This is a genomic window from Mycobacterium bohemicum DSM 44277, assembly GCF_001053185.1.
In the GTDB taxonomy this organism is placed as follows: Bacteria; Actinomycetota; Actinomycetes; order Mycobacteriales; family Mycobacteriaceae; genus Mycobacterium; species Mycobacterium bohemicum.
On sequence record NZ_CSTD01000002.1, the window covers coordinates 659805 to 673247 of the forward strand.

The 13443-nt window shown below is 68.0% G+C and carries 12 protein-coding genes; 8 read left to right on the top strand and 4 right to left on the bottom strand.

Annotated features, from left to right (window positions below):
* Positions 1 to 5: 5 nt before the first annotated feature.
* The 7 genes from BN971_RS13345 to BN971_RS13375 are packed head-to-tail and all read left to right on the top strand — an operon-like array spanning position 6 to position 9134.
* Positions 6 to 1259, top strand: coding sequence for a cytochrome P450 (locus tag BN971_RS13345; protein ID WP_085182559.1), 1254 nt, complete (start codon positions 6 to 8; stop codon positions 1257 to 1259).
* A 52-nt stretch (positions 1260 to 1311) separates the two neighbouring features.
* Complete coding sequence (locus BN971_RS13350; RefSeq protein WP_085182558.1) at positions 1312 to 2484, top strand: amidohydrolase family protein; 1173 nt, start codon at positions 1312 to 1314, stop codon at positions 2482 to 2484.
* A complete protein-coding gene (locus BN971_RS13355) occupies positions 2484 to 3731 on the top strand; it encodes a M24 family metallopeptidase (RefSeq protein WP_085182557.1) in 1248 nt (415 codons plus the stop codon). The genes BN971_RS13350 and BN971_RS13355 overlap by 1 nt, the downstream gene beginning before the upstream one ends.
* The gene (locus BN971_RS13360; RefSeq protein ID WP_090350155.1) at positions 3721 to 4845 is read left to right on the top strand and encodes a M24 family metallopeptidase; all 1125 of its coding nucleotides are present in this window, start codon (positions 3721 to 3723) and stop codon (positions 4843 to 4845) included. The genes BN971_RS13355 and BN971_RS13360 overlap by 11 nt, the downstream gene beginning before the upstream one ends.
* The gene (locus BN971_RS13365) at positions 4846 to 5880 is read left to right on the top strand and encodes an enoyl-CoA hydratase/isomerase family protein (RefSeq protein WP_085182555.1); all 1035 of its coding nucleotides are present in this window, start codon (positions 4846 to 4848) and stop codon (positions 5878 to 5880) included. It abuts the gene before it with no gap.
* Positions 5880 to 8300, top strand: a complete 2421-nt coding sequence (locus BN971_RS13370) for a CaiB/BaiF CoA transferase family protein (RefSeq protein ID WP_245836995.1) — start codon at positions 5880 to 5882, stop codon at positions 8298 to 8300. The genes BN971_RS13365 and BN971_RS13370 overlap by 1 nt, the downstream gene beginning before the upstream one ends.
* 21 nt (positions 8301 to 8321) lie before the next feature.
* Complete coding sequence (locus BN971_RS13375; RefSeq protein WP_085182554.1) at positions 8322 to 9134, top strand: SDR family NAD(P)-dependent oxidoreductase; 813 nt, start codon at positions 8322 to 8324, stop codon at positions 9132 to 9134.
* Here the strand turns inward: BN971_RS13375 and BN971_RS13380 are convergent.
* The 3 genes from BN971_RS13380 to BN971_RS13390 form a co-directional block, all read right to left on the bottom strand.
* Positions 9128 to 9955 carry an SDR family NAD(P)-dependent oxidoreductase gene (locus BN971_RS13380; RefSeq protein ID WP_085182553.1) on the bottom strand — a complete coding sequence of 276 codons (828 nt, stop codon included), beginning with the start codon at positions 9953 to 9955 and terminating at the stop codon, positions 9128 to 9130. The genes BN971_RS13375 and BN971_RS13380 overlap by 7 nt on opposite strands.
* 10 nt (positions 9956 to 9965) lie before the next feature.
* On the bottom strand, positions 9966 to 10817 hold the full coding sequence (locus tag BN971_RS13385; RefSeq protein WP_085182552.1) for a mycofactocin-coupled SDR family oxidoreductase: 852 nt from the start codon (positions 10815 to 10817) through the stop codon (positions 9966 to 9968).
* A gap of 163 nt (positions 10818 to 10980) precedes the next feature.
* Positions 10981 to 11631 (bottom strand): TetR/AcrR family transcriptional regulator, encoded by a 651-nt coding sequence (locus BN971_RS13390; RefSeq protein ID WP_085182551.1) that lies wholly within the window; start codon positions 11629 to 11631, stop codon positions 10981 to 10983.
* Positions 11632 to 11871: 240 nt separating this feature from the next.
* Here BN971_RS13390 and BN971_RS13395 point away from each other — a divergent pair, with 240 nt between their 5' ends.
* Positions 11872 to 13047, top strand: coding sequence for an acyl-CoA dehydrogenase family protein (locus BN971_RS13395; protein ID WP_085182550.1), 1176 nt, complete (start codon positions 11872 to 11874; stop codon positions 13045 to 13047).
* Here the strand turns inward: BN971_RS13395 and BN971_RS13400 are convergent.
* Positions 13044 to 13307: a DUF4190 domain-containing protein gene (locus BN971_RS13400; protein WP_085182549.1), complete on the bottom strand. Its 264-nt coding sequence runs from the start codon at positions 13305 to 13307 to the stop codon at positions 13044 to 13046. The two genes, BN971_RS13395 and BN971_RS13400, sit on opposite strands and share 4 nt — an antisense overlap.
* Positions 13308 to 13443 lie beyond the last annotated feature (136 nt).

A 13443-nucleotide genomic window follows, 5' to 3' on the forward strand; every position in this document is an offset into this window, starting at 1 on the left:
GAAGGATGTCCGAGACTTTGACGAGCGCTGACGGTTCCGGGGCCGATGCGGCCGCCGCGATTCCGGACTATCCGATGCCGAGGCAGGCCGGCTGCCCGTTCGCGCCTCCGCCGGGCGTGATGGCACTCGCCGAAGCCAAGCCGCTGTCCCGGGTCCGGATCTGGGACGGCAGCACCCCGTGGCTGATCACGGGTTACGAGCAAGTGCGGGAGCTGTTTTCGGACTCCCGGGTCAGCGTCGACGACAGGATGCCCGGCTTCCCGCACTGGAACGCCGGGATGCTGGCCACCGTGAACAAGCGGCCGCGCTCGGTCTTCACCTCCGACGGAGAAGAGCACACCCGCTTCCGCCGGATGCTGTCCAAGCCGTTCACCTTCCGCCGGGTCGAGGGACTGCGCCCCGCGATTGCGCAGATCACCGACGACCACATCGACGCGATGCTGGCCGGCCCTCAGCCCGCCGACCTCGTCGCGGCCATCGCGCTGCCCGTCCCCTCCCTGGTGATCAGCGAGATGCTCGGGGTCCCCTATCAGGACGCCGAGATGTTCCAGGAGCACGCCACGGTGGGGCTCGCGCGGTATGCGACGGGCGAAGACACCGTCAAGGGCGCCATGAGCCTGCACAAGTACCTCGCGCAGCTGGTCGAGGCCAAGATGGCGAACCCGGCCGAGGACGCGGTGTCCGATCTCGCGGAGCGGGTCAAGGCCGGCGAGCTGAGCGTCAAGGAGGCCGCCCAGCTGGGGACGGGCCTGCTGATCGCGGGGCACGAGACGACGGCCAACATGATCGGCCTGGGTGTGCTTGCGTTGCTGCGGAATCCGAGCCAACTGGCCGTCATCCGCGACGCGGAAGACCCCAAGATCCTCGCCAGCGCGGTCGAGGAACTGCTGCGCTATCTGAGCATCATCCAGAACGGCCAGCGCCGGGTCGCCCTCGAAGACATCTGGATCGCCGGAGAGACGATCCGTGCCGGGGAAGGCATCATCATCGACCTGGCCCCGGCCAACTGGGACCCGCACACGTTCTCCGAACCGGACCGGCTGTACCTGCACCGCTCGAATGCGGACCGCAACGTCGCCTTCGGGTACGGCCGGCACCAGTGCGTGGGTCAGCAGCTCGCGCGCGCCGAGCTGCAGATCGTCTACCAAACCCTGTTCCGCCGCATCCCGACGCTGGAGCTGGCAATCCCGTTCGAGGATGTTCCGTTCAAGGACGACCGCCTCGCCTACGGCGTGTACGAACTGCCGGTGACCTGGTGAGCCCCGCAAATCAGCCCGTCCCAAGTATTTCGATCCGAATGGAGAGTCAACGATGACAACTCAAACCGGCACCGTTTCGCTGTACCCGCCGGGGGGCTTCGGCGCACCGAAGGATCGCCGGGGCCACGCCGCCGGCAGCAACGTCGGGCTGCCGGCGGGAACCACCGTCTTCTCCGCGGACAACCACATCTCGTTGGCCGAAGACATTTTCTACCAACGTTTTCCGGACGACCTGAAGGATAAGGCGCCGCGCATCTGGTATGAGGACGGCGCCTATCAGGTCGGTCGCAAGGGGCAGTCGTTCCTGCCGGGCGACTTCAGCGCGGTACTGATGCAATACGACGACCTGGCGGGCGCCGCGAGCAACAACATCGAGGCCCGGATCCAGGAGCTCCGCGAGGACGGCGTCGACAAGGAGCTCGCGTTCCCCAACGCCGTGCTCGCGCTTTTCCACTACCCGGACAAGCAGCTTCGCGAACTCACCTTCCGGATCTACAACGAGTACATCGCCGACATCCAGGAGCGCTCGAATGGGCACTTCTACGGCGCCGGGTTGATCAACTGGTGGGACCCGGCCGGCACTCGTCGCACGCTCGAGGAGCTGAAGTCGTTGGGCCTCAAGACGTTTTTGATGCCGCTCAACCCGGGTAAGGACGACGACGGGAACGTCATCGACTATTCGAGCACGGCCATGCGTGCCGTCTGGGACGAGATCGAGGCCTCGGGTCTTCCCGTCACGCATCACATCGGCGAGACGCCACCGAAGAGCCCGTGCGAATTCAACAGCGTCGTCGTCGGGATGATGATCAACGTCGACGGCTTCCGGGAGACGTTCTCCAAATACATCTTCGGCGGCATCCTCGACGACCATCCGGGGCTTCGAATCGGCTGGTTCGAGGGCGGAATCGCCTGGGTGCCCTGGGCATTGCAGGACGCCGAGCACCTGGTGGCGTCCTACCAGCACATGTTCAACAGGCCGCTGCAGCACGATGTGCGCTACTACTGGGACAACCACATGTGTGCATCGTTCATGGTCGACCCGCTCGGGTTGGAGCTGATCGACAAGATCGGTGTCGACAAGGTCATGTGGTCCAGCGACTACCCGCACAACGAAAGCACTTTCGGGTACTCCGAGAAGTCGCTGGCCGCCGTCGTCGGCGCGGTGGGGCCGCAGAACGCGGCGAAGATCGTCTGCGGCAACATCACGGAATTCCTGGGGCTGTAATGACCGCGGTGGCGCCTGCCGGCACCAAGGGTGCCGCTCACGGGCTGGTGATTCCCGATGCCCCCGACCTCGTCCGGATGCGCCGCGAGACCGGGGCCCGGCTTCGCGCGGCGATGGCCGAACGCGGCGTCGACGCGATGATCCTGCTCGGCAACAGCGCGGTGGTGTACGCCACCGGGGCCAGCTGGCCGCTGGGCGACGCGGGGCTGTCCTATGTCGAGCGGCCGGTGGCCGTCGTGGTCGCCGGTGACGAGTGGCCGCACCTGTTCCTGCCGTTCCGCGAGGGCGCCTCCTACGAGTCGGAGCTTCCCGCCGACCACCTGCACGGCCCGGTCTATCTCGAGTTCGACGAAGGGGTAAGCGAATTCGCCCGGCTTCTCGCCGATCTGATACCGGCCGGCGCGGTGATCGCGGTCGACGAGTCCACCGGGGCGATGAGGCGCGCGGGGAAGTCGCTGTTCCCGGGCGGCGATCCCGCCGACGCGGCGGTCATCGTCAGCGCCGCCAAGGTTGTCAAGACGCCGGACGAATTGGCCTGCATCCGCACCGCCGTTCGGATCACCGACGAGGCGATGGTGGACGTGGACAAGGCGCTTGCCCCCGGCATCCGCCAGATCGACCTGTCGGCAAGCTTTTTGCGGCGCGCATTCGAACTGGGCGCGTCGGCCAGCATGCTGGAACCGATCTGGCAGGTCATGCCGCCGAGCAAGGCCGAGGGCGTCTGGACGACGCACGGCGACCTGGCGCTGCCGCTGCTGAGCACGGAGCGGGAACTGGCCGAAGGCGACGTGCTGTGGACCGACGTCAGCATCACCTACCGCGGTTACTGCTCGGATTTCGGGCGCACGTGGCTGGTGGGGCGGGAGCCGAGCGCCCGGCAGCAGGCGCAGTTCCAGAAGTGGTCGGAGATCATGGCCGCCGTCGAGCGGGTGGCCCGCGGCGGTGCCACCGCGGGTGATCTCGGCCGGGCCGCCGTCGCGGCCAACGGCGGTGACAAGCCCTGGCTGCCGCATTTCTACCTCGGCCACGGCATCGGCGTGAACGCGGCCGAGATGCCCATGATCGGAACCGATCTCGGGCAGGAATTCGACGACAACTTCGTCCTGCGGCCCGGCATGGTGCTGGTGCTCGAGCCGGTGGTCTGGGAGGACGGCACCGGCGGCTACCGCAGCGAGGAGGTCGTGGTGATCACCGAGGAAGGCTCGATTCGATTGACCGACTACCCCTACACCCCCTATGGCAACTGAAGTTCTGCCCGACGACCGGGCACTGCGATCGGGGCGCCGCCGGCGCGTGCTGGACCAGATGGCCGCCCACGACCTCGACGTGCTGGTCCTGGGGCGTCAGGCCAACATCCGCTACGTCACCGGCACCCCGCAGCTGTGGGTCGCCGGCACCCGGCCGTTCGGCCCCTCCTGCGTGCTGGTGCGCGCGACCGGCGCCCTGCACCTGCTCAGCACCTGGGACGAGGGCGTGCCCGAGGACATTCCCCGCGAGAACCTGTACGGCATCTCCTGGAACCCGGTCAACACCATCGCGGTGCTGCAGCGCATCAACGGCGCGGCCGACGCGCGCCGCGTCGGAACCGACGCGCTGTCACCGGCTTTCGCGCGTTTGCTGCCGACCGCGTTTCCGAACGCCCAGCTGGTCGACGGCGAACTCGCGATGCGCGCCGCGCGCCGGGTCAAAACGGCCGAGGAAGTGGTCGCGCTGCGGGAAGCGATCGCGGTCGCCGAGTCGGGGCTGGCGGCCGGGGTCGCCGAGCTGCGCCCCGGCGTGCGCGAACAGAATCTGGCAGGCGCCATGATGGAAGCCATGGCGGCCGGCGGCGTCAGCACGCCCTCGAATCAGGAATTCGCCTGGGTCACTTCGCCCGAGCATCCGTGGCGGCGAGACGACCGCGACGGCCACGACGGCACCGTCGGCGACGGTGACCTGGTTGCGTTCACCTCCGGCGTGCTCGCCGGGGGCTACATGGGCGAGGTGGGCCGCACCTGGCCGGCGGGCGCCGCCGGTTCTCCCCGGGGCCTGTACCGGCGCTGGGACGCCTTGTGGGCCAGGCTGATCGCCGCCTGCCGGCCGGGCGCGGCCGCCGAACTGCTGGCCGCATACGACGCGGCGGGGGAGCCGGCGCCGCCGATGCCGGTGGCCCGGGGTCTCGGCATGGGCTTCGACCCGCCGGTCATCTCCAAGCACCTGCCCCGGACGGCCGTCGATGACCGATTGGAGCCGGGAATGGTCCTGGCCGTGACGGGCTATGTCTGGGAGCGCGGGATCGGCGCCGTTTTCGGGCGGGAAGCGGTGTTGATCACCGCCGACGGACCGGAGGTGCTCACGTCCAGCCCGTTCTGGCACGAATAGATGCCCGAGGAGGCAGCACCACCGGCGGAAGAGCTCGTCCGGTACCACGTCGACCCCGGGAAGCGCATCGCCACAATCACTTTCGACCGGCCCGAGTACCTCAACGCGCCCACGATCGCCGCCCGGTTGCGCTACGCCGACCTGCTGCATCGTGCCGGCATCGACGACGACGTCAAGGTTCTTGTCATCCGTGGCGCCGGTGAGGATCTGGGATCGGGCGCGGATCTCACCGAGGTGATGGACGTGCAGAACTCGGCGGATGCGAGCCGGCGACTCGCCGAATATCGAATCGGCGCCGACGAAGTCACGTTTCCCCCCGATGGGTCGTTCCGGCGCGGTGCCACGCTCAGCCAGTGGTATGCCAACCCCAACTCGGGCATCCGTGGCCTGCAGGACTTCAAGAAGATCAGCATCCTGGAGGCGAAGGGCTACTGCTACGGCTGGCACTTCTACCAGGCCGCCGATGCCGACCTGGTGATCTCCAGCGACGACGCGCTCTTCGGGCACCCCTCGTTCCGCTACTACGGCTGGGGCCCCCGGATGTGGTGGTGGGCGCAGACCATGGGGATCCGCAAGTTCCAGGAAATGGTCTTCACCGGAAGGGCTTTCACCGCGGCCGAGATGTATGACTGCAATTTTCTCAACAGCGTGGTGCCCAGGGCCGAACTGGAAGCGGAGGTCGAAAAGTACGCCCTGGCGTGCGCCCGCAACCGCCCCACCGACACGGTCTTCATGCAGAAGGTCTTCTTCGAGATCATGAAGCAGTTTCAGGGCGAGTACATGGGAAGCATGCTCAGCTGCTTCTTCGAGTCGATGGGCGGCAGCGTGCGGCCCGACTCCGGCGAGGACTTCCTGCTCGGCCAGGCGATGGAGCGCGGCCTGGGCGATGCGGTCAACGAGAACGACGGCAAGTTCCCGCCGGAATGGCGCCTGAGCAAGAAGGCCCGCACAAAGAGGCCCGGTAAGAAGTCCCGCACGAGGACGCCCAAAAATACGGACGCCGACGCGAAGTCGGGTCGAAAGCGGGAGCGCTAGTGGCGCCCGAACCGCCGCTGGCCGGCTACACGGTGGTCGAGCTGTCCAGCGGAATAGCGGGAGCCTATTGCACCAGATTGCTCGCCGACGGCGGCGCGGAGGTCGTCAAAGTCGAGTCACCGCGGGGCGATCCGTTGCGATCGTGGTCGGCCTCCGGTGCCGCCATACCACCAGGCGACGACGGCGCCCTGTTCAGCTTCCTGGCCGGGGCCAAACGCAGCGTGGTGGCCGACCCCGGCGTCGACGAGGGCGTCGATCTCACTGACCGGCTGCTCGCGGCCGCCGACGCGGTGGTGTGGTCGGCCGGCTCCGCACTGGCCGAGAGCGAACCGTTTACGCCCGCTGCGGTGCACCGCCGTCATCCCCACCTGACCGTCCTGGCGGTCACCCCGTTCGGGCTGGACGGCCCCTGGCGGGACCGCCCGGCCACCGAGTTCACGCTGCAGGCGTGGTCGGGCGGGATCGTCGGGCTGGGTCGCGGCGCCCCGGACCGCGCGCCGGTGTACGTGGGCGGGCAGGTCGGCGAGTACCTGGCCGGGGTCTACGCGAGCGCCGCGTTGCTGACCGCGCGACATGACCAGCTCAAGGGGGCCCCCGGGCAGCTCCTGGACCTGTCGATGCTGGAGACCCAGATCCTGTGCCTGACTTACTATCCGGTCACCTACTTCGAGATGCTCGGCCGGCCCTGGCGAGACGCGCGCCGCCGCACGGTGCCCGGCGTCGCCCGCGCCAAGGATGGACTGGTGGATTTGGGGTGCGGCACCGCGCAGCAGTGGTTCGACCTGTGCGCGATGGTCGGGCACCCGGAGTGGATCGACGAGGATTCACCGCTGTCGATCACCGAGCAGGCCAACATCCACGCCGACGACATCTACGCATGGGTCGAGAGCAACACCGTCGACGACATCCGTGAGCTGGCAACGGCTTTCCGCATTCCCAACGCGCCGGTGGCCAATGGGGCCAACGTCACCTCGCTGGACCATTTCCGCGAGCGCGGATCGTTTGTGTGCAATCCGCGCGGCGGGTTCGCGCAACCCGGCCACCCGTACCGAATGCACCCGGTGCACTTGCGCCCGCCGCAACCGGCCCCGCGGCTCGGCGAACACACCGCCAACTACCGCAGCGCAGAGTTGGCTCGGCGCCCGGCGCCGACGGGCACCGCAACAGGATTGCCGCTGAGCGGAATTCGCGTGCTGGACATGACGACCTTCTGGGCGGGGCCCTGCTGCACCCACTTCCTGGCCATGCTCGGCGCCGAGGTCATCCACGTCGAATCCACCCGTCGCCCGGACGGCACCCGACTCATCGCCGGCGTGCCGATCAGCGAGAGCCAATGGTGGGAGAAGTCGCCGATCTTCGCTGCGCTGAACACCAACAAGAAGGGTCTCACGCTGGATCTGCAAAGCCCGCGCGGGCAAGAGCTGCTGCGCCGGCTGATCGCATCGTGCGACGTGATCGCGGAGAACTTCACACCACGGGTGCTGGACCAGATCGGGCTCGATTTCGCGACCGTCCAGTTCATCAAGCCCGACGCGATCTTGTTGCGGATGCCCGGGTTCGGCCTGGACGGCCCCTGGCGGGACAACCCCGCGTTCGCCTACGTCATCGAATCGGCGGCGGGGGTGAGCTGGATGACCGGTTATCCCGACCAGCCGCCGTTCGAACCCTATTCGATCGGCGATCCCAACGCCGGCCTGCACGCGCTCAACGGCCTTCTGCTTGCGCTGGAACACCGCCGCCGCACCGGGCGGGGGCTCCTGGTCGAGGCGGCAATGGTCGACGGGGCGCTCAGCATCACCGCCGAGCAGGTCATCGAGTACACCGCGTACGGGGCGCTCCTGGAGCGGGCCGGGAACCGCGGACCCACGGCCGCCCCGCAAAACCTCTACCGCAGCGCCGACATCGACGAGTTCGGCCGCCCCGACAGCTGGGTCGCCATCGCGGTTGCCACCGACGAGCAGTGGAAGGGGCTGGCCGGGGCGCTCGGATCCCCCTCGTGGGCAACCGATCCCGCGCTCTCCACCGTCGCCGGCCGCAGGGAGCGGCACGACCTCATCGACGAGCGGCTGGCCGCCTGGTGTGAGCACCGCAGCCGCGACGCCATCGTCGCGACGCTGTGGGATGCCGGAGTGCCGGTGGCCAAAGTGCTGCAGCCGCACCGGCAAACCGACATCGACCAGCTGGCGGTCCGCGGATTCTTCGAGGACGTCGACCACCCGGTGAACGGTCCCGCCAGGCTGAGCACGGTGCCGATCCGGTTCTCCGCGGGCCCGCGCCGATTCCACACCCGGCACGCGCCGCTGCTCGGCCAGCACAATCACGAACTGCTGACCGGGCTGGGCCTGAGCGACGCCGAAATCGCCGGCCTGGAGGCCGACGGTATCATCGGCCGCACGCCGACGATGTACTCGGCAACCTGACTGCTAGGCCGGTGACCAGCGATGGCGATTGACCCCTCGGACGTCCTGCTCACCGGGCGCGTGGCGGTGGTGACCGGCGGCGGTGCCGGGATCGGCCGCGGCATCGCGGCCGGCCTGGCGGCGTTCGGCGCCTCGGTGGCGATCTGGGAGCGCGACGCCGAGACGTGCGCGCGGGCGGCGGAAACGATTGGTTCGCTGGGAATCCCGACCGACGTGCGCGACGGCGCGCAGGTGGACGCGGCGCTGGAGCGCACGACTGCCGAACTGGGCACCCCAACGATCCTGGTCAACAACGCCGGCGGCGTGTTCTCCTCGCCGCTGCTCGAGACCAGCGAAAACGGTTGGGATGCCCTGTATAAGGCCAACCTGCGGCACGTGCTGCTGTGCACCCAGCGCATCGCGCGCCGGCTGGTGTCGGCGGGGCTTCCGGGGAGCATCATCTCGCTGACGTCGATCGAAGGCGTGCGCGCAGCGCCCGGTTACGCGGCCTACGCCGCGGCGAAGGCGGGCGTCATCAACTACACCAAGACCGCGGCACTGGAACTGGCGCCGCACGGCATCCGGGTCAACGCCATCGCGCCCGATATCACGCTCACCGAGGGCCTGGCCCAACTCGCCGGCGACGCGGCGACCTCCGGTATCGGCGCCGTCGTGCCACTGGGCCGCCCCGGGCATGTCGACGAAATCGCCGGCACTGCAGTGTTTTTAGCCTCCGACATGTCGGGTTACCTCACCGGCCAGACGCTGCACGTCGACGGTGGGACACACGCGGCCGGCGGCTGGTACCACGACCCGCACACCGGCGACTACCGGCTGGGGCCGCCCGGTCAGTGACGCCAGCCCCCGGCGGCCTGCTCGTCGAACGCGCCGTCGATGCGCTCGAACCTGCGGCGCACCGAAGCCCGCGCGGCCCGGTGGGGCAGGATGTAGAGGCGGTTGGCCAGAATCGCGTCGGCCGTCAGCCGGGCAAGCTCGTCGACGCCGACGCTGTCGTCCTCCGTCGGCAGGCCCGCCGCCCCCTCGGGCGAGGACGCCAGTCCGTAATCCGCGCCGCGGATCCGCTCGGAATTCGACAGGAGTTTGGTCTCGACGACCATCGGGCACAGCACCGACACCCCGATGCCGCTGGATTTGGCTTCCCTGGCGAGCGTTTCGGCGAGCCCCACCACGCCGTACTTGGCGACACCGTAGGCGCCGAGGCCGGCGTTGGGCACCAATCCGGCGAACGAAGCGGTGAAGGCCATGTGGCCACCGGTGCCTTGCTCGAGCAGCCTCGGCAGGAACGCCTCGACCGCGTGGATCGAACCCCACAAATCGATGTCGATCACCCAGCGCCAGTCCTCGTGCGTCATCTGGGCCAGCGGCCCGGCGACGACGATGCCGGCGTTGGAAAAGACGACGTCGACGTGGCCCAGTAGCCGGAAGGACTCGTCGGCGAGATGCCGCATTTCGTTGAGGTGGCGGACGTCGCACATGACGCCATGGGCGTCGTGTCCCTGGGCGCGCAAGTGCTCCACGGCCTGTTCGAGGGAGGGCTTGTCGATGTCGGCGAGCACGATACGGGCCCCGCGTCGGGCGAACTCGGTGGCCGTTGCCAGTCCGATGCCACTCGCGCCGCCGGTGATGACCGCCCCGCGCCCGTCAAATGCGTCCATAGGACGCAGACTATTTCAGGCAGCCACCCGCGTCGACGGGCAGGGTCACACCGGTGACATAGCGGGACTCGTCCGAGGCGAGGAACAGCACGGCGTTGCTGACGTCCTGCGGTTCAACCCACGGAACCGGCAGCGTGTGGAACAGCTGACAGATCGGGGCCATGTCGTCCGGTCCCGGGTTCTCCAGATCCGGGCGGAACATCTTGAAGGTGCCCTCGTTGTGCAGCATGGGCGTGCACACGTGCGTGGGATGCACCGAATTCACCCGAATCATGTGCTGGCCCAACTCGACTGCGAAGGCGCGCATCAGCCCGACGACCCCGTGCTTGGCCGCGACGTAGTGGCCGGTGTGCGGGTAGGCCTTGAGACCGCCGACGGAGCTGGTCAACACGATCGAGCCGCCACGGCCGCCGGCGAGCATATGCGGCACACCGGCTTTCACGGTCTTCCACACCCCGGACAGGTTGACGTCGATCATCTCTGTCCAGTCCGCTTCGCTGGTCTTGTCCAGCGTTTCTCCGCCGTTGCCGATCCCGGCGTTGGCCACGATGATGTCCAGCCGGCCCAACTGCTGCACGCCCGCGTCGACCGCGGACTTCATGGCGTCGTAGTCGCGCACGTCGACCTCGGCCGTGAAGATCCGGCGGTTGTGTCCCTTGACGAGGTCCGCGGTCTCGGCCAGGTCCTCCGGCGTCGATGCCGGTATCGCGGTGCTTTCGGCGGCCGACCCGCGGATGGGCTTGCAGATGTCGATGGCGATGATGTCGGCGCCTTCCTGCGCCAACCGCACCGCGTGGCTGCGGCCCTGGCCCCGCGCCGCCCCGGAGATGAAAGCGACCTTGCCCTCGACCCGTCCTGCCATGACAGCTCCTCGATTCCCGATCCGGCCCGATCGGTCGCCCTTGTCGGTTCCCCGATCCGGATCCCTAGCCGACTTGAACTGTCTCATCAGCGAACGTGGGTGTCAACGCCGCATCCATTTTGGCCATGCGGGCTTCTCGGAAGTGGAGAGTGCGGTTCTCGCGCTAGCCGACGAATCCGCGCGAGCAGAAGTCCCAGACTTCGTCGGCGGTGATGGGGTGCACAGTCGCGTCATCGGTGCCGCCGCTGGACTGGGCGATGAACATCACCGTCTGCATGGTCATGGCGGCAACCCGCTTGGCGTTGATCCCGGCGCGCAACTTGCCCGCTTCGCCGGCCGCCTCCATCAGTTCGGTCAGCAACGTCACCAAGGGGGCGTGTGCGATCTTGACCTCGGCCGGGTGTGAAACCAGCAATCTGGGCGCGAAATCGGTGAACAGCGGCCGCTTCGCGGTCGGGTCCGGGCGCGACGCCTCGTACAACAACTCGACGGCCACCTGCAGCCGCTCGAGCGGATCGGAATGGCTCTCCGTCGCGGCGCGGATCTGGTCCGCGGATCGGCTCAGCGCGTCCTCGAACAGGGCGAGCAGCAGCTCGTGTTTCCCGTCGAACTGCAGGTAGAAGCTGCGCAGCGACTGGCGGGAGCGGTCGACGACCTCTTGTACGGTGAAGTCCGTGCTGCCCTTTTCGATGATGATGGCCTGCGCCGCGTCGAGAAAGCGCTGAACGCGTTGCGCGGCGCGCAGTTTCGCCGTCTTGATCGACCGCTCGACGGCGCGCTGCTTCCAGGCGGGTTCCTCGCTTGGGCTGGTCACCGCAGGCTCAGCTGATTGCTGGGCAGTGAGAACATGGTTGGACTCTACCGGAGAACGCCGTGACATCGCTGCGCTCGACCCCCTCACGGAAGATGTGTCGGAGATTGTAACTTTCTCGCTGCGAGAATACTATTCTCTTTGACGTGTGTAGGGAAGCGCTATCACAAGAGTGAATCGCGCGGTGGACGGAAATCCTGATCTACTCGCCCGGCCGCGCACGCCGGTGACCACGGGAGTGTTGTGCAGCTGACTTTTGACGCCGACGTCGAGGCGTTTCGTGCGGAACTGGTGGCGTTTCTCGACGAGCATGTGCCCCCCGAGGCCGAGACGCTCGAGCGGCCGCGGTCCAGTTCCGATGTGCCGGAGTGGGCGCGTCGCTGGCAACGACTGCTCTTCGACAGTGGGTGGCTGCTGCCCGGGAATCCACCGGAGTTCGGTGGGCGTAACGCCACGCTGTTGCAGCAATACGTCTACACCGAGGAACTGGGGCGGCGACGCATCTACCAAAGCTTCAACCCCCAGGGCGTGGGCATCATCGCGGCGTCGTTGCTGACATTCGGCACGCCGGAGCAGAAGCGGCGATGGGCGGTGCCCATTCTGCGGGCGGAGATCACCGCGTCGCTGGGGATGAGCGAACCCGGCGCGGGCTCGGATCTGGCCTCGCTGAAAACCAGTGCCGCCCTGGACGGCGACCACTTTGTCGTCAACGGGCAAAAGGTCTGGACCTCGGGCGCGCACGACGCGGACGTGCTGTTGACCTTCGTGCGTACCGATCCGGCCGCGCCGAAGCACAAGGGCATCAGTGCGTTGATGATCCCCACCGACGCACCGGGGGTCCTGCGCCGCCCGTTCGCTTCGATCTGCGACAGCGACGAGATCGACTTCAACGAGGTCTTCTTCACCGACGTGCGGGTGCCGGCGGAGAACCTGGTGGGCGAGCTCAACGGGGGCTGGCGGGTGGCCACCGGTTCCCTGGGCCACGAACGCATCATGCTGTGGACGGGCTACGTCGACTTATTGCACGAGCTCACGATCGATTTCGCGCCGTCTGGTCCACTGCAGCGGGATCGCTACGCGACGCTGGTGATGGACACCTACGCGCTGCGGCTGCTGGGTTCGGCGGCCCTGGCGAGCGCCGCTCGCGGGGAGGAAGACGTCCCGGCGCAGTCGGTGCTCAAACTGCTGGGTTCCGAGGCGCTGCAACGGGCTTCCGAGGACGCACTCAACGCCGCTGGCGCCGACGGTCTCGTACACCGGTCGGTCACGGCCCCGTTCGCGCCGCTCAACCTGGACAGCCATTACCGCAGCTGGTTCGACCGATACGCGCGCAGCTTCGCGGCGACGATCGCGGGCGGCACGTCGGAGATCCAGCGCAACATCATCGCCGAGCGGGTGCTCGGCATGCCGCGGAGCTAGCGGGCGTCGAGCCGGGCGTAATAGCCGATGGCGAGCAGGCCCGCGACAATCGCCACCACGCCTAAAACCATTGCCGCCAGCGCGATTCGGGGATTGTCGGCCACTCCGCGCTGCACCCGCCTGCGCGCCATGTCGCCGGTGACCACGGCGGCCACTCCGAAGGGCACCCCGACCAGCAGCCAGCAGGTGCACACCGCGGTAATCCCAAGGATCAGCGCGGCGACGCCGACCTCGTTACGCGGCGAATCCGATCGGGTCATGGCATTCCGTCCTCGTGGTGGCACGACGAGCTTACGTCGGTGCGTCGACGAGGGGCGCGGCGACGCTGGAACCCATGCGTCACGGCTCCGTATCACGTGCCGATGCGCCGGCCTCGTGGCGACAACGTCGTCGCGA